At 69.1% G+C, this 16,684-nt stretch carries 12 protein-coding genes; all 12 read right to left on the reverse strand.

Annotated features, from left to right (window positions below; genetic code table 11):
* Positions 1–269: 269 nt before the first annotated feature.
* The 12 genes from ACWPXE_RS01710 to ACWPXE_RS01765 all read right to left on the reverse strand — a co-directional run bounded on the left by ACWPXE_RS01710 (position 270) and on the right by ACWPXE_RS01765 (position 16,683).
* Positions 270–1,040 carry a hypothetical protein gene (locus ACWPXE_RS01710; protein WP_454016433.1) on the reverse strand — a complete coding sequence of 257 codons (771 nt, stop codon included), beginning with the start codon at positions 1,038–1,040 and terminating at the stop codon, positions 270–272.
* Between the two features lie 99 nt (positions 1,041–1,139).
* Entirely contained in the window at positions 1,140–2,327 is a 1,188-nt protein-coding gene (locus ACWPXE_RS01715; protein WP_454016434.1) for a polysaccharide pyruvyl transferase family protein, read from the reverse strand.
* A 63-nt stretch (positions 2,328–2,390) separates the two neighbouring features.
* The gene (locus ACWPXE_RS01720; protein WP_454016435.1) at positions 2,391–3,416 is read right to left on the reverse strand and encodes a hypothetical protein; all 1,026 of its coding nucleotides are present in this window, start codon (positions 3,414–3,416) and stop codon (positions 2,391–2,393) included.
* Between the two features lie 272 nt (positions 3,417–3,688).
* Complete coding sequence (locus ACWPXE_RS01725; RefSeq protein WP_454016436.1) at positions 3,689–5,002, reverse strand: glycosyltransferase family 4 protein; 1,314 nt, start codon at positions 5,000–5,002, stop codon at positions 3,689–3,691.
* 32 nt (positions 5,003–5,034) lie between these two features.
* A complete protein-coding gene (locus tag ACWPXE_RS01730; protein ID WP_454016437.1) occupies positions 5,035–7,209 on the reverse strand; it encodes a glycosyltransferase family 2 protein in 2,175 nt (724 codons plus the stop codon).
* Positions 7,206–8,507 carry a glycosyltransferase family 4 protein gene (locus tag ACWPXE_RS01735; protein WP_454016438.1) on the reverse strand — a complete coding sequence of 434 codons (1,302 nt, stop codon included), beginning with the start codon at positions 8,505–8,507 and terminating at the stop codon, positions 7,206–7,208. Before ACWPXE_RS01735 ends, ACWPXE_RS01730 begins: the two co-directional genes overlap by 4 nt.
* On the reverse strand, positions 8,504–9,331 hold the full coding sequence (locus ACWPXE_RS01740; RefSeq protein WP_454016439.1) for a methyltransferase domain-containing protein: 828 nt from the start codon (positions 9,329–9,331) through the stop codon (positions 8,504–8,506). The genes ACWPXE_RS01735 and ACWPXE_RS01740 overlap by 4 nt, the downstream gene beginning before the upstream one ends.
* 4 nt (positions 9,332–9,335) lie before the next feature.
* Positions 9,336–11,687, reverse strand: a complete 2,352-nt coding sequence (locus ACWPXE_RS01745) for a glycosyltransferase family 2 protein (protein ID WP_454016440.1) — start codon at positions 11,685–11,687, stop codon at positions 9,336–9,338.
* Between the two features lie 74 nt (positions 11,688–11,761).
* Positions 11,762–12,583: a calcium-binding protein gene (locus ACWPXE_RS01750; RefSeq protein WP_454016441.1), complete on the reverse strand. Its 822-nt coding sequence runs from the start codon at positions 12,581–12,583 to the stop codon at positions 11,762–11,764.
* A 721-nt stretch (positions 12,584–13,304) separates the two neighbouring features.
* Positions 13,305–13,520 carry a hypothetical protein gene (locus tag ACWPXE_RS01755; protein WP_145624157.1) on the reverse strand — a complete coding sequence of 72 codons (216 nt, stop codon included), beginning with the start codon at positions 13,518–13,520 and terminating at the stop codon, positions 13,305–13,307.
* A 71-nt stretch (positions 13,521–13,591) separates the two neighbouring features.
* Positions 13,592–14,965 (reverse strand): HlyD family type I secretion periplasmic adaptor subunit, encoded by a 1,374-nt coding sequence (locus ACWPXE_RS01760; protein WP_454016442.1) that lies wholly within the window; start codon positions 14,963–14,965, stop codon positions 13,592–13,594.
* Entirely contained in the window at positions 14,962–16,683 is a 1,722-nt protein-coding gene (locus tag ACWPXE_RS01765; protein ID WP_114860877.1) for a type I secretion system permease/ATPase, read from the reverse strand. Before ACWPXE_RS01765 ends, ACWPXE_RS01760 begins: the two co-directional genes overlap by 4 nt.
* Position 16,684 lies beyond the last annotated feature (1 nt).

Raw genomic sequence — 16,684 nt, forward strand, 5'->3', positions numbered from 1 at the left:
TGGAAGGACCATCTGCGGGCATGTCTCCCGGTAGAAGGCCGCTGGCCTTGTCGGTTCGGAATGCGGTTCGTCTCAGTGACGTCCTGGACGCCGCACCGCGGTCCGCATGATCCCGGTGGGATGCGCGTCATGCAGGGTGGCGCGCGGAACGGCGGCGGGCCACCCACCCGCGCACGGAAAAGCCGCCGCCGGTGTCGGCGGCGGCTGAAGCGCCTGGGAACGATGAAACGAAGTCTTGGAGTGAGAGCCGGGAGGGCGGCGGGCCGCCGTTATCCGAAGATCGCCAGCCCGATCACCGTCGCGGCGAAGGCCCCCACGGCCGAGGCCAGGGCGGCGATGATGGTGGGGGCGTGCGACTTGGCCGACTTCACCTTCAGCGCGTCGTCGAAACCGCGCAGCGTCGTGTCCATCCGGACCAGGAACACCTCCAGCCCGGCTACCCGCTCCTGCAGGCTGTGGAGCGCGTCCGACAGGGCGGCCTGCTGGGCCGAGGCGGCACCGGCTCCGGCTTGGCCGGCGGCGATGCGTTCCTGCGTCTCGCGCAGCAGCCGGGCGATGCCCTGCTGGCCGGCGGCGATTTGCTGATGGTCGCGGCGGGCGGCGTCCAGCCCGGCGCCGATGCGCACCAGATGCGGGGCGAGCGTGCGCTCCAGCAGCTTCTCCTCGGCGCTCGGCTGGGCGAAGGTGGCGATGGTGCCGGTGCTGGGCGCCACGACCACGGCGACGACGCGCGTGGGGTCGATCCCGGCCGGAATTGCGAGGTCGGCCTCGAAGGCGTGGTGCCCGTCGCCGAAATTGCCGCCGACCAGATCCTCGCGCGGGCGGTCGGCCAGCGTGCGCCCCAGGACGACGCTGCGGCCGTCCGGCATCTCGGCGCGGAACTCGACTTGCAACCGGTCGGTGGGGTAGGAGCGGTCCCAGGCCCAGCCGTAGATCCGTCCGGCCTGGACGGCGTCCACCCGGCCCTCGATGATGGACGCCGCAGGCTCCGCCGCGACGGGGGTGGAGGACATGGAGTCGGGCGTGGCGACGTCGGGCATGGCGGGCACTCGCGAGTAAGCGGAAGAAGGAACGGAAACGGGGCGCCGGCACCGGAGAACAGTCCCCGGAGCCGGCGCCCCTCTCTGTGGCAACCGCCGTCAGGCCGCCTTGCGCTGCGGGGTCTTGCGCACGGTCGGGCTGGGCATGCGGTGCGGGATGTAGTTCTCGTCCAGGAACTCCCGCATGTCGCGGTAGCGCTGATAGAAGGTGCGGTTGAACTTCTCGAACAGGCTCTGGTCCCAGTATTCCTCCAGGACGAAGGGCTTGTCGGAATAGACATCATAGCAGGGGATCGCGAAGGTCTCCGCGAACTCCGCCGTGCGGCTGTCGTAGCTGAAATAGACCGACGGCGTGCCGTTCGACAGCGCCATCAGGTTGCCGTGCAGGCGATAGCCCAGCACGAGGTCCTTCGAGCGCACGATGCTCTCATAGTCGGCGACGACGTCCGAGTACCACAGGCGCGAGCGGTACAGCTCGTCCAGCTCCTCGTCGAAGTACCAGTTCTTCAGCCAGTTGTTGTTGTGCAGCTCGTCCCAGGCCTCGGCCTTCTGCTCGTCGGTGCCCCAGAGCAGCTTCTTTTCCTCGACCTCGCCCTGCATCATCAGGACGGTGTCGAAGCGGCGGCTCATGTCCTTGACGAAGTCGCGGTGGCGGGTGAGGTAGGTCTTCACGTCCGGCGAATAGTGGCTGGATACCTCGCGGCGCATGGTGATGCCGACGTTGCGCACGCTGTCCAGGGAGGGCAGGTCGATGCGCAGCTCCGGATCGCGGTTGCGGAAGGCGGTCGGGCAGCCGACGATGCGCACGTTCTTGATGCCGAGGTCCCACAGCACTTCGGCGGTGTAGGTGCCGCGCACGCCCAGCGTCGTCGACTTGTCGGCGAACATCTGCCAGATGCGCTTGCTCTCGTCCGACAGCGTCAGCTTGCCGGTGGCCGGGGCTTGGGCGCCGACGCCGAAGGCGATGACCGGGATGCGCAGCTTGGACAGCACTTGCTCGGTGCCCTCCGGCCAGGTCATGTGGTCGTGGATGTAGTTCGACCCGCGCAGGAAGACGTAATCGTATTCGGCGTTGGCCCGGTCCACCACCTCCTGCTTGAACTCGCGGATCTCGACGACGTCGAGACGGTCGAAGGTCAGCAGTTTCAGCGAGGAATCGTAGACGAAGGCGTCGCCGATGTTGTGGTAATGATTGATACTACGCTGAATGTTCTGGTAGCTGTACCACCGCACGCAGTCATGGTCGTAGACTTCGCCGGAGGGAATCATGACTAGGATGTTAGCCAATTTAATTCTCCTGGGGTCGGGGTGGTGGAAGGTTGCAGGGTTCGGGTTTTATCTTGATGAATTTTAGCCGCCTTGGGACGGCTCAACCCGGATCATTATTCGGACCAGATCGCGATCCCTGGTCGGCTTGCAGTTTTCCTGGGCAAGCCGGGTCAGGTAGAGCCAGGCGTTTCCATCCGTGTCCTCGTAATTCCGGCTTCTGGCGTCCGGATCGAGAATGGCCGGGTAGTAGAAGGTCTCGTCCACGGCGCAATTCTTGTCGGTGAGCAGCGGCGCCGCCCAGGCGAGGCGGGGGGCGGACCAGTCGATCAGGTCGGCGGAGGTCGACACCCACACGCCGGACACCGGCTCGGACCCTTTGCGTTCTGCCCGCCGCCCGGCCATCACCGCAACGTAGAGGCCGCTCGGCGTGTGGCGGACGAGGCTGGTGACGGTGAAGGGCAGGCGGTTGGGTGGCAGCGGCGCGCAGACCGACGCCTCGGGATCGGCTTCGCCCTGCGTGTAGGGATCGCGGAAGCGGACGGTGAAGTCCCGCCCGTCCCACGCCCGCCAGGACGCCGGATCGCCAAGGTCGCGGGTGCGCATCAGACAGACGCCGCGCTTCTGCGCGCCGATGCCCTCGGCGAAGGCCATCGCGTAGTACCAGCCGTCGCGCTCGACGATGTTGCTCGGCGCGAACAGCCCGGCCCGCTTCCCCAGATCGCCGCGGAAGCGGTAGGGCACCCCGGCGACGTAGCGCGCCGGTCCGAAGCTCTGCCCGCCGTCGTGCGAGACGGTGAGGGTCAGCGCGTTCCACCAGCAGGCCATGTAGTCGCCGGTCGGGCAGAGGTCGCGGCGCTTGTGGCCGTGGTATTCGTTGTGGACCAGCCCGTAGACGGTCGTGCCGTCCAGCGTGTAGGGCGAGGTGAGCCAGCCCATGTCGTCGAACCGCGCCGGGTCGTCGCGCTTGGCCGACTGGAAGACGATGCGGCAGGCGTGGTGCAGGTCGTTCAGCGACGGACCGCTCAAGGTACGCGCGCGGGTGTGCGCAGCGAGCAGCCGGACGCTGCCGTCCGCCGCCTTCCAGGCGCGCGCCGGGGCGTCCGGCACGTCCCAGTCCTCACAGGCCTGGGTGTGGTGATCGTAGACGGTCTCCAGCCCCGCGCCCGCGGGGACGCTGACGCGGAGGTCGGTGGCCTGCGAGGGGGTGGCGAGGAGAGTTGTGAGAATGAGGGCGTATTGCCCCCACCCTCCCCACTTCGTGGGTCCCTCCCCTTCCCCGCTGGGCGGGGAGGGCCTTTAATCCCCTCCCCGCCCAGCGGGGAGGGTTAGGGTGGGGGCCCGTCTGCCGGACGTGGGGGCCCGTCGCACGAACATCCCCATCACGGCTTCTGCGCCACCGCCCGCTCGGGCATCGACACCGCGCCACCGCCCGCGTTCGCGATCAGCGCGTCGAACACGTCGGCGTGGCGGCGGGCGCATTCCGTGCGGTCGATGGGGCGGCGGATGCGCATCCGCAGACGGTCCCACAGGTCCGGCGTGGTCAGCGCCTCGGTCAGGCGGTCCACCAGATCCTCGACGCTGGCGTTGCGGAAATGCAGCCCGTCCACGCCGTGGGTGACCTTCTCGCCCATGCCGCCGATGTTGCTGGAGATGATCGGGCGGCCGTGCAGGAAGGCTTCCTGGATCACCACCGGCGAGTTCTCCCACCAGATGGAGGGCATCACCACCCAGTCCACGTCCTTCATCAGGCCGGGCAGCTCGGCGGAGCGGTAGCTGCCGTAGAAGCGCACGCGGTCGCCAGCACGTTCCACCGCCTCGTTGAACTTCTTCTGATAGGCCTCGGGCTGGCGCTCCAGGTTGCCGCCGAAGATCATCAGCGCGCCATCCTCGCCCCACGCCTTTTCGGAGACGCGGCCGATCGCCTCGACCAGCACATGGGCGCCCTTGAACTCGGTGAGCTGGCCGAAGAAGGCGAAGCGGTTGCGCTTGCCGCCGCGGGCCAGCGGGCGGGGCGGGGCGATGCCCTCGACGGTCAGGCCGTTCTCGATCATGCGGAACTTCTCGCGGGGCAAGCCCCAGTCGACGTAGCGGTCGATCAGGAAGTTCGACGGGCTGACGTAGAAGTCCGCCTGCTCCAGGAAGGTCTTCAGGAACAGCTCGCGCTTGAAGAACTGCGCCTCGCCGATGTGCGGGAAGCAGCCGGCGCAATCCGCCGGGCTGGCGCGGTAGCACAGCGTGTTGCGGCTGGTCTTCACCATCTGGCCGTGGTGGTGGCAGATGGACAGATACTCGTGGAAGGTCACCACGATCGGCACGCGGGGCAGCGCCTGCCGGATCGCCTGGATGGTCTCGATGCCCAGACCGAGGAAATGGTGGAAGTTCACCACGTCCGGCTGCAGGTCGCGGACGTAGCGGACGAAGTCCTTCTCCAGCCCCGGCAGGTTGCGGTTCGACAGCCGGAAATGGTCGTAGTCGTTGGCGTAGTAGAGGACCTCCCGCTCCTTCTGGCGCAGCGCCATCAGGGCGGAGCTGCCGTGCGGCGTGACCGGCGGGGAGGTGCGGGCCAGGTAATGGCTCTCCCAGCCCGGCAGGTCGTGCAGCCCCTGGTGCAGGTTGTAGGAGGCCACCTCCGCGCCGCCCAGCGAGAAGGCGGGATGGCCGTGGCTGATGATCAGGACGCGCTTGTTGCTCATGGTCGGGCCGATCTCGATAGGGCTGCGTGTGGTCAGGCGGCGGCGCGGGCGGACCAGATGTCCTCGAAGCTCCAGCGGTCCACCATGGCGCCGGCACGGCGCCAGCGGTCGGCGTGTGCGTCGCGCGGCTGCTCGTCCAGCGCCATCAGCGTGACGCGCGGCAGCCAGACGCAGGCCCCGCCCAGCGCGCGCAGGCGCAGGCAGAGATCCAGCCCCTTGTGGTCGGCCCCCATGTAGGAGCCCATGGTGGCCAGCGCCCGGACCAGCGCGTCCTTGGGCAGCAGCGCGCATTCCGGGGCGGCGGCGTCCACCGTCGCCGCGTCCTGCTCCTTCAGCCAGTCGCGCGGGTAGCCGGCGAAACGCCGCTCGAAGGTCTTGGCGCCGTCCGAACCCTCCACCGCCATGATGCCGGCGAAGCGGATCGAATGGTCCTCGTAGAGCAACGTCGGGCTGACCATCACCGGCCCGCCGGACTTGCGCGACACCCGCTCCAGCGCCGCCAGCCAGCCCTTTTCGGTCGGCAGGACGGAGGGGGAGAGCGTCAGCACCCGCTCGCCGCGGGCATGGGGCAGGGCGGCGGCCATCGCCTCGAACGCGTCGGTCGCGTCGGGGGCGGCGACGAAGGTGACGGCCATGCGGTAGAAGGCGGCGGCCTGACGGACGGCACCGCCCAGCCGCTCGTGCGTGCCGGCGGCGGCGACCACCAGCAGCTCGGTCTCGGCGAAGTCCGGGTCGATGGCGAGGCGGGCGATGTTGAGGTCCACGTCCTCCCGCCCGTCGGTCACCGGCAGGATCACCGAGACGCGCGGCGCCTTGACCGGGCGGCCCATCGGGTGCACGCCCGCCGACGGCGCGGCACCGGAGCGGGTGCGGGCGGTGCGCAGCATCGGCCCGACATGGCGGGCGATCAGCGTGTCGATGGACGGGCTGTCCAGATTGACCAGCGACAGCATGCGGCGCAGCGCTTCCGGAGCCGGCGGCAGGCAGCTCAGCGGCAGGAAGGCGAAGCGGTCGTCGGCCAGCTCCAGCTCGAGATGAAACTCGGCGCCCGGGGGCAGGCCCGACGGCTCGGCGGCGAAGGCGGTGAAGCCGTGCTGGTCCTGACCGGGAATCATGCGCCCGGCGAACAGGCCGTCATGCTGGAAGGCCTCCGTCACGTCGCGGCGGGCCAGCCGCGACCAGCCCTCGTCGAGCCGGACGGCGACGCCCGGCCCCTTCAGCGTGACGGCGCGGACCTGACGCGTCGGGTCGAGCAGCCAGCCGGCGACGAACAGTCCGGCCCCCGGCACGCGCAGCGCCATGTCCAGACCGATCCGCACCGGGATGTCGAGCCGCGACACCGTTTCCGCCCCGTCGTAACGCGACGCGGCGATCCGCGCCATCCGCTGGCGCGTCTCGGCGTCCTGGATGTTGCCCAGCATGTCGCGCACATGGGCGGACGCCACACCGTCGGGCAGGATGGTGCGGTGCTCGAAGATCTCCAGATGGCGCCAGCCTTCGGCGGCGCGGTAGTGGATGCGGCGGATGGCGGTGGGAAGCGGGGTCTGGTCGGTCAGAACCGCCATCACGCCCGACGCCTCCGGCGGCAGGTCCGGGCGGGAGAAGGCCCCGGCGGTGGCGCGGTAGGCGGCGGTCTCCTCGGCCTCGATCAGGATCTTTTGGGCGCCGTTGCGGAAGCTGCGCGCCCAGCCCTGGAGCATCAGGCTGCCGTCGCGGAAGCGACCGAACACCTCGGCGAAGCCGTCCGGCTGCGACACCTCTTGGGCGAGGCCCGAGAGCAGGCGCCCGATGCGGTCGGAGTCACTGTCCGCCCCGTCATTCGACGACGCGGCGAGCTGGATCGCAAAATCCAGCGCCACGGCCAGCGCGCCGGGCTGGAAGCCCTTCAGCGCCGAGACGAGGTGCGACGGGTTGGTGCGGACGTTGGACAGGCGCGGCAGGACGAGGCGTTCCCCCTTCTCGTCCGCCAGTTCGACGCGCGACGGGCGCATCTGGGCCAGCCCCGGCACGCGGATGCCGCCGAGGAACCAGCGCTCGCCCTCGGCGTCGGCCCAGGAGCGTCCGGCGTAGCGTCCCTCCACCGACCCGTCGAGATGCACGGCGCCCTGCGCGGGCAGCGCCCGGTCGATGGCGCCGAACAGGACGAGCGTGTCGTCGTCAAGAAGAATGGCCGCCGTGATGTCGGCCTTGGTGATCGGTTCCTTCATCCCGCGATGCTCCCCACAATGGAACCCTGCCCATGCCTTCCCCCCGGACCGTTGATTATGTCGTCATAGAGAATGACGTGTTTTTCGGCGGCCTCCTCGGTCGTCGGGACCGCCGGCATGTTGGAGACGAGCCGGTCCCAAAGCCCCGGTTCGGTCATCGCGCGTGTCATCACGCGCGCCAGATCCGCGGCGTCCCCCGCCCGGAAATGCAGCCCGTCCACCCCGTCGGTCACCGATTCCGCCATACCGCCGATGCCGCTGCAGATGACCGGGCGGCGGTGCTGGAAGGCTTCGCGGATGACCAGGGGGGCGTTCTCCCACCAGATCGACGGCATCACCACCCAATCGGCGGCGGCCATCAGCTCGGGCATCTCCTCGCGCCGGTAGGGGCCGTGGCGGACGGCGGTGCCGCGGGCGCCCTTGAAGCCCTGTTCGACCTTGTCCTTGAAGGCATCGGTCTGGAACGGCGCGCCGCCATGGACGGCCAGCGTCAGGTCCTGCCCCTGCTTCTCCAGCCGGGCGGCGGCGTCCAGAGCGACGGTGATTCCCTTGAAGGGGTTCAGGTTGCCGAAATAGGCGAAGGCGTTGCGCGGCGCGCCCGCGGGCAGCGGCCGGTGCGGCGCCGGACGGACCGCCGGACGCCCGTTCTCCATGACGGAGATGCTGTCCGGGTCGATGCCCCAGGCGATGTAGCGGTCGCGCAGGAAGGCGCTGGGCGCCAGGAAATGGTCGACCAGCCCGAACATCGCCTTGATATGCTTCTCGCGCAGCACGAACTGGTCGGCCGGCCGGTCGGGGAAGCAGCGGTGGCAGGCGTCGGGCGAGGCCATGCGGCACAGCGCGTGGTTTCCCGTCGTCACCATCTGCCCGTCGTTGGCGCAGATCGGGTAGTAGTCGTGCAGCGTGTAGACGATGCGCGCCCGCGGGCAGACCCGGCGGATCAGGAACAGCATCTCCACGCCCAGCAGCAGCGTGTGGTGGATGTGCACGATGTCCGGCTGGAAGGCGCGCAGCAGGTTCGATAGGTCGGGCACGATGCCGTGCAGGTCGATCTGGCTCTGGAAGAAGTGATCGAAATGCCCGGCCCACAGCACCACCTCGTCGGCGCTGCGGCCTAGCGTCTGAAGGTTGGTGCCGGGCTTGCGGTCGCGGTGGACGCCGTTGGTGCAGGCGAGGAACAGGGCCTCCGCCCCCTTGGCCTTCAGGCTGCCGAACAGCTCGTGCGCGAAAATCTCCGTGCCGCCGGGGTGGAGGCTGGGGTGGTTGTGGGCGACGACGAGGACGCGGGGCAGGCTCATCGCGCGCCCTCCTTTTCCAGAACCAGGAGATCCTGGAAGTTTTCGGCGTTGCGCTGCCCGCTCCAGTGGCCGCGCAGGACCGCGCGCGCCGGGCGCAGCCCCTGTTCCGCGAAGGTGTCGAGCAGGAAGGATTCGCTGTAGGCGACGGCGGCGTTCGGGTTGGCCTCGTCGGCGATGAACTCCGGCCCGGCGGCCTCGATGAAGGCCGGGCGGGCGGTCTTCTTCGCGATGCCGTCCCGCGCGCGGGTGTCCACCAGGAACAGGCTGAGGAAGCAGCGCCCGCCCGGCTTGAGCACGCGGGCGATCTCCGCCGCGTAGCGCACCGTCTCCGCCGTCCGCAGATGGGTGATGACGGAGGTCAGGATGACGAAGTCGTGCCCGCCGTCCGGGAAGGGCAGGCGGGTCCGCGCCGCGTCCTCCGCCCCGCCGGGGTTGTAGAGCGCGTTCGCCACGTCCAGCGTTTGGAAGCGGAACTCCGGATAGGCCGGGGTGATCGTCTCGGCGCACCAGCGGATGCCGTCCTCGACGATGTCCACGCCGTCGTAGCTGGAGTCGAGATACTGGGTCAGCGGCACGGCCATGCGCCCGATGCCGCAGCCGATCTCCAGCACGCGGTGCTTCGGCTTCAGCCCGCCGACGCGCACGAAATGGCGCAGGAATTCCGCCCCGATGGCCCGGAAATCGCCGTCGCCGATGAACACGCGGTCCGGCGGCGGCACGGGCAGGAAGCGGTTGCGGGCGATCTGCGCGCACAGCCATTCCAGTCGCGGGTCGGTGTTGCGGCGCAGGACGGCGAGGCGGCGTCCGGTGAGGATCTCGTTCATCAGGTCAGCTCCGGTTCCGGTTGGCACGCCCGAACAGGCGGGACTTGCCCGGAACGGCAACGGGAAGGGCGGTGTCCGTGGGGGCGCCCGCCGACAGGGGGCGCATCAGGCTGTCCTCCAGCGCGGGCGGCGGCGGTGGCGCGCTCCAGTCGCGGGCGGCCAGCTCCTCCATCATCGCGGCCCAGCGGCGGGCGTGGAGCCAGCCGTTGTATTCGGAGGCGACACCGCGGGTGTAGCCCTGGTGCCGGCTGATCGAGCGGCGCTCCAGATGGTACAGCTCGACCGAGGGGACGTAGCGGATGTCCAGCCCGGCCTTGCGGACGCGCAGGCAGAGGTCGGAATCCTCGTAGTCGCCGATGACGTAGTCCTCGCAGAAGCCGCCCACGGCGTCGAAGGTCTCGCGGGTCATCATCAGGCAGGCGCCGGTCACGCCGGGCACGCTGCGCTCCCGCCGGGCGGGCAGGAAGTCGCGCGGCAGGCCCTTGAAGAAGTGATGGTTATACCAGCGCCCGCGGACGTCGCGGTCGAAGTAGAGGCCGGCGTGCTGCAGGCTGTCATCGTCGAACAGCAGCTTCGGCCCGACCGCCCCGGTCCCCGGCGCGCGCTCCAGCGCGGCGAGCAGGGCGGGCAGCCAGCCGGGCTGGTCGGGGATCACGTCGGAGTTCAGGAACAGCAGCGTCCGCCCGGTGGAGGCCGCGACGCCCGTGTTGTTGGCCGTCGAGTAACCGTAATTGGCCGGCTGCACCAGCACCCGCATCGGCAGACCGTAGAGCGCGTGGAAGCCGTGCAGCATGTGCACCAGCTCGTCGCGCTGCTCCGGGCTGTCGAGCACGAAGATCAGCTCCGCCCCGGCCATGCCGGGATCGGTGGCGAAGCTGGAGAGCTGGAAGCGCAGGAACTCCAGCGCCTTGTAGAGCGGGATGATGACCGAGACGGCGGGCGTCTCCGGACCGCGCCCGAAACTGACCGTCTCCGGCTCGCCGCGGCTCGCCATGTGGGCGGCGTGGAGCGGTGCCACGGCCGGGGCGATCACCGTTTCCAGAACCAGCGGAGTCGCGTGCTGCGGCGGCAGGCTGCCGAGCACCGCGGCGCGGGCGTCGGCGGGCGACAGCGGGCGCAGCGGCGGCACCAGCCGGATCGACCCGCCGGAGCCGAGGCGAAGCTCCGCATGGACCTGAAGCGCCGCGGCGGGCTCGGGCGCGCCGGGCAGATAGGCAACGAAGCCGCTGCGGTCGGTGGACGGGGCGGTGCCGAACAGCTTCGCCACGTCCTCGCGCGGGAAGCGGTGCTCCAGCACCTCCAGCCGGCGCTCGCCGCCGAAGGGCGTGTGCACGGTGAGGCCGCCGGACAGGCCATGCGGGTCGTGCACCCAGCCGGCCAGGAACAGCCCGCCGTCACCGGTCGGAACGGCGAGGTCGAGGGCGGCGCCGATGGAGCGCTTGGCGTCGGCGACCTGCCGCTTGGGCAGCGGGGCGAGCACCTGGAGTTCGCGCACCGCCGCCGCCGCCGTGGCATCCGACCGCCCGCGTTGGGCAAGCGCGTTCAGAATGTACTGACGCAGCTCCAGCGGCGTGTCGCGGCGCGTGGACAGGCGTTCGGTCAGGCTCGGCAGGTTGGGCGCCACGGCCGAGAAGGCGCGGCAGGCCAGCCCGTTGCGGCCCAGCACCACCAGCAGGTTGCCCGGCGCGCACAGTGCCTTGTCCACCAGCAGCGACATGGCCGTGCGCCCGCGCCGGTCCAGCGCGGAGCCGATGCAGACGTCAAAGGGGGAGGGGCCGACAGCGCCGGCGGTGAGGATGACCGCCCCCGTCACCTCGCCGAAGCCCGACGACAGCGACCCGCCGCAGAGCAGAAGCTCGTCGGTCGCCAGGGCGCGGGCGATGATCGGGGAGGGGGTGGGCGACAGCTCCAGCACCATGCGGCGGCAGACCGCGGCGAAGCCGGCGTCGCTGCGCAGCGCCGGGGTGGAGCGCGCGAAATCGAAGAGGAAACGGACCACGCGCAGCCGCGAGGGCGCGTCGAGGCTGCCGAGCAGGAAGGCGGGGTCGGGGTCGGGAACCTGCGGTTCGGCCAGAACCTCCGCGACGACGCGGCTCTGGGCCACGAAACGGACGGGCGCACCGGAAACCCGGGGCGCCCGCAGGATCGACAGCACCCGCTGCCCACCCCAGCTCGTCCGGACGGACAAGGTGGTGTAGGGCGGCCGGACCTCCTCGCCGTCGAGGGTGGGAACGACCCGGCCGGAAGGCTCCGGTCCGTCGCTCTCCCACGAGGCGAGCACGAAGTCGTCGCCGAGCGCATGGAGCTGGGCGGACGCGATGGAGGCGGAGGCCGGCAGGACGGCGAGCACGGTCATGCGTTCCTTAGCCGGACCCATCGGCGGCGTGGATTCAGCACGCCGCCGGTCCGGTACCTGAGTGGGTTACGGCTTTAGTGAATGACGAAGAAGTCGTTCGGGTTGTTGTGAACTTCGTCGGCCGAAACGCCCTTCAGCATGATGCTGTCGCCGTTGCCGAGATCGATCATGGCGTTGCCGCCCATGTCGGTGACGCGGGCCGCCAGATCGGAGGCGTCGTTGATCTCCAGACCGTTGATGTTGCGCTCGATCTGCAGAACGTCCTCGCCCGCGCGGAAATCGAGAACCACGTCCTGGCCGCCGCCGCCGGAGAAGACGAAGATGTCGTTGCCGGCGCCGCCGACGAGGATGTCGTTGCCGGCACCGCCGTCCAGGATGTCGTTGCCGTCGCCGCCGGACAGGAAGTCGTCGCCCTCGCCACCCTTCAGGATGTCGTCGCCGGTGCCGCCCATCAGGATGTCGTTGCCGGCGCCGCCGTCCAGGTAATCGTTGTGGCCGCCGCCCGTCAGGACGTCATCGCCGTTGCCGCCCTTCAGAATGTCGGCGCCGTCGCCGCCGTTCAGGACGTCATCGCCGTTGCCGCCGTCGAGGATGTCGTTGCCGCGGCCGCCGATCAGCACGTCGTCGCCGTTGCCGCCGGACAGGTAATCGTCGCCGTCCCCGCCATCCAGCGTGTCGTTGCCGTTGCCGCCGTCGAGGACGTCGGCCCCGCTGCCGCCGCTCAGGACGTCGTCACCGTTCCCGCCGAACAGGGCGTCGCGCCCGTCGCCGCCCAGGATCGTGTCGGCGCCGTTGCCACCCATCAGGATGTCGTCACCGTTGCCGCCGTTGATGAAGTCGCTGCCGTTGGTGCCGGTGATGATGTCGTCATAGTTGCCGCCAGGAAGGGTGGCCATGAATCATACTCCTTAACGATGGGATTCGGTGGGGTGGGTGATTTCCTACCCCGAAATGGCGAGGTACCCCTAAGCCTTTACCCAAATACCGTTCGGCAGGGCTGTGACAAAACTAAGGTCAAACCCAGGCAAATCTTGAGTTCGTAGAGTCAAAACACAATAATCGTCAACGTTCATTACGTCATTGCTGTCACCTTGGCTTCAAATCCCTTCGAAAATCTAAACATCTAATTTTGTACGTCGCGGCAGATCGGCGTTTTTACGGCCTCCTTCAAAGACAAAGGCTCATAATTAGCAAAAGAATCAGAATTGTTCGCCTGTAATACTTTTAAAGACGCCAGGAGAGAGTTTTTGCTGAAATTCGACAGAATGTCTTGAGTTGACCCTTAAGTCCTATGCGCTTGGCTTAGGATTATGCCATTGATCATTGCACTTCGGAGATGCCGCCGACGCTGCATCGCATTCAAAACCCCGGATTTTTAAAAATCCGGCGAGAAGGACAAGCGATTTTAAAAGCCGAAATTTGAAAGCGGGGGCGGAGCGGTGTGGTCCGCTTGGGAGCGCGCGGCGCTCGAAAGGCGCTCCACTCGACGACCCGAACGGGCATTGCCCGAGGCCCGAGCCGTTCCGGCGACGCACCGATGTCGGGCCGAAAGCCGCCGGATGGCTGTGGGCAACGCCTTCGAAGGGACGAAGATTTTTATCTTGCGCCTGTGTCGGATCAGGCTTTTCCGGCCTCCGCGGCGTCCAGCGCGACCCGCGCCAGCTGCATCAGCTTGTCGTCGACCGCCGCCCGGTCATAGCCGGGGCTGTCGGCCAGCGAATCGCGCAGGCGCATGGCGATGAACTCGCCGGTGTGGTGCTTGTCGTAGAGATGGACGTCGCCGATGGCGTCGGCGACGCGCTTCAGGGTGTTCCGGTCCCACTGTGTGGTCATGCTCGCACGCTCCTTTTCCTGCCTGCTGGGCAACAGGGGAGCGTGCGAAATGATCCGGTGCGGCGGCGAGGTCAGTTCTCGCGGAAGGCGCGGTTCATGCCGTCGGTCAGCGGCGTCAGGAAATACTCGATGGCCTTGCGGGTGTGCCCATGGATCATCACCTCGGTCGGCATGCCGGGGTGCAGGTCCACGTTCGGCAGGGCCTTCAGCGCCGCGGCGTCCAGGCTGATCCGGGCGAGGAAATAGGCCTGCCCGGTGCGCTCGTCCTCAAGCTGGTCGGCGGAGAGGGTGAGGACCTTCCCCTGCACCGGCGGAACCAGCCGCTGGCGGTAGCCGACCAGCCGCACCATGGCGCTGCCGCCCACGTCGATGTTCTGCACGTCGGCGGGGGCGACGCGGGCCTCGACGATCAGCCCGTCGTCCTGCGGAACGATGTCGAGGATGCCCTGGCCCGCCGGGATGACGCCGCCCGGCGTGTAGAAGCGCAGGTTGGTGACCCGGCCCGCCTGGGGGGATACGAGTTCCTGGCGCTTCAGCACGTCGCCGGCGCTGCGCAGCCGCTCCGACAGGTCGGAGACGGTGGCTTGGACGGTTTGAAGCTCGTTCCCGACCTCAGACCGGCGGGTGTTGCCGAGGTTGATGATCTCAAGCTCCGCCGCAGCGATGCCCTGCTCGGCTTTCGACTTGTCGGCCTGGATCTCGCCCAGCCGGCCCTTGGTGTCGGCGACGTTGCGCTGAAGCTCCAGCATGCGAGGCTTGCGCTCGTAGCCCTTGGCGAGCAGCGTCTCGACGATCCGCAGCTCGTCCTGGGTGTAGCGCAGCCGGTCGTTGGCGGCCACGCGCTGCGAATCGAGCGCCACCAGCTCGTCGCGGAGCTGGCCGATGCGCTTGCGCTGGATGGAGATCTGTCCCTGATAGGCGTCGCGCCGCGATTCGAACAGGCGCTGTTCGGCGGCGAGCGCTTCGGCGGCGACGGAGCTGGTCTTGGAGGCGGCCACCAGCTCGTCGGCGTAGACCGGGGCCTTTGCGTCGGTCTGCTCGGCGCGCAGCCGGGCGAGTCGGGCCAGCGAGGTCCAGTACTGCCCATGAAGCTGGGCGACCACCGCGCCGCTCTGCGTGGTGTCGAGCCGCAGCAGGACCTGCCCGGCCGTGACCATGTCGCCGTCCTTGACCAGCAGTTCGCTGAGGATGCCGCCCTCCAGGTGGGAGACGGTCTTGCGGTGGCTTTCCACCATGATGGTGCCAGGGGCGATGGCCGCGCTGTCCAGGCTGGCGGTGAAGGCCCATCCGAAGAAGCCGCCGAAGCCGACGGCGACGGCCAGCGCCCCCGCCAGCGCGGTGCCGCGCAGCGTCGGTTCGTGCGGCGTCACGTCGATGACCGGCGCCCAAGCGGGGGTGAGGGAGGCTGGCGCGTTCGCCGGCTGGGAAAGCGTCGTGTCGGTCATGCGGATTCTCCCGTCCGGACCAGCCGGGCCACCTTCACGGCGCCGCCGGGCTGGACCATCTTCAGCACGTCGGTGCGTTCGCCGAAATGCTCGACCATGCCGTCCTTGAGGACGAGCAGCTTGTCGGCGACCGACACGATGGAGGGGCGGTGGGCGACCATCACGATGGTGGCGCCGTCGCGCCGCGCGTGGTTGATCGCGGTCAGCAGCGCCTGTTCGCCCTCATGGTCGAGGTTGGAGTTGGGCTCGTCCAGCACGATCAGGCGGGGCTTGCCGAACAGCGCGCGGGCCAGCGCGATGCGCTGCCGCTGGCCGCCGGACAGGGCGAAGGCGTTCTCGCCGACCGGCGTGTCGTAGCCGAAGGGCAGGCGCCCGATCATGTCGTGGACTCCGGCCAGCCGGGCGGCGCGCACGATCTCCGCCGGGTCGGCCTGGGCCATGCGGGAAATGTTCTCGCCGATGGTGCCGTCGAGCAGCGCCACCGACTGAGGGACGTAGCCGACATACTGGCCGAAGCTCTCGCGCTCCCACAGGAAGGTGCTGGTGCCGTCCAGGTAGATGCCCCCGGCGGTGGGCTCCCAGATGCCGACCAGCAGGCGGGCGAGGGTCGATTTGCCGGCGCCCGACGGGCCGATGATCCCCAGCACCTCCCCCGGCTCCAGCGCGAAGGAGACGCCGCGCAGCACCGGGCGCTGCAGGCCCTTCGGCACATGGCTGACGCGGTCGACGGTCAGGCGCCCGTCGGGGCGGGGCAGCGGCATGGTGCTGCGCCGCGCGCCCTCGCCGTTCAGAAGCTCGCGGATGCGCTTGTGGGCGGTCTGGGCGACGATCCACTGCCGCCAGTTCTCCACCAGATGCTCGAAGGGCTGAAGCAGGCGGGCCATGATGATGCCGGTGGCGATCATGCTGCCCGGTGACGCCTCGTTCCGGATGACCAGGGCGGCACCAGCGGAGATCGTGGCGATCTGCAGAATCAGGCGCAGCGAGCGGGAGGCCGAGGCCATGCCGCGCGACAGCACAACGCCGCGGTCGATCAGCGAGGCGGAGCCGATCTGCGCCATCTGCCAGCGCCGGGCCAGCGGCGGCAGCATGCCCATGGCCTCGATGGCCTCGGCGTGGCGGACGGTGCTGGCGACGTCGGCGAAGACCTTGGCCGACGCCTCGTTCGCCTCGGCGATGGGGCGGCGGGTCAGCGCGTCGGTCAGCGCGTTCATGGTCAGCAGCAGCAGCGCCGACCCCACCGCGATCCAGCCGTAGATCGGGTGCAGGATGAACAGGATGACCAGGAAGATCGGCGTCCACAGCAGGTCCAGCGGCACCACCACGGCGTTGCTGGTCATGAAGTTCCGCAGGTCGTTCAGGTCGCGCATCGTCTGGCCGGCGTTGCGCGTCCCGCCGCCCAGCGCGTCCACGATGGCCGCCTGCAGCGCCGGCACGTTGAAGCGGTGCGCGATCACCGCCCCACAGACCAGGAAGGCGCGCGCCCGGATGAAGTCCAGCACGCCGTACAGCACCAACCCGCCCACGGAGATCACCGCGAGCATGGTCAACGTCTCCAGGCTGCGGCTGCTCATCACGCGGTCGTAGACCTGCATCGTGTAGAGCGGCACCACCAGCATCAGGATGTTGACGAAGAAAGTGAGGGCGCCAGCCAGCAGCAGGCCGCGTCCAATCTTCCGGTAGGCTTGGGTCAGCAGGGTCCGATCCGTACCGCTCATG

This window comes from Azospirillum sp. Marseille-Q6669 (assembly GCF_965111635.1).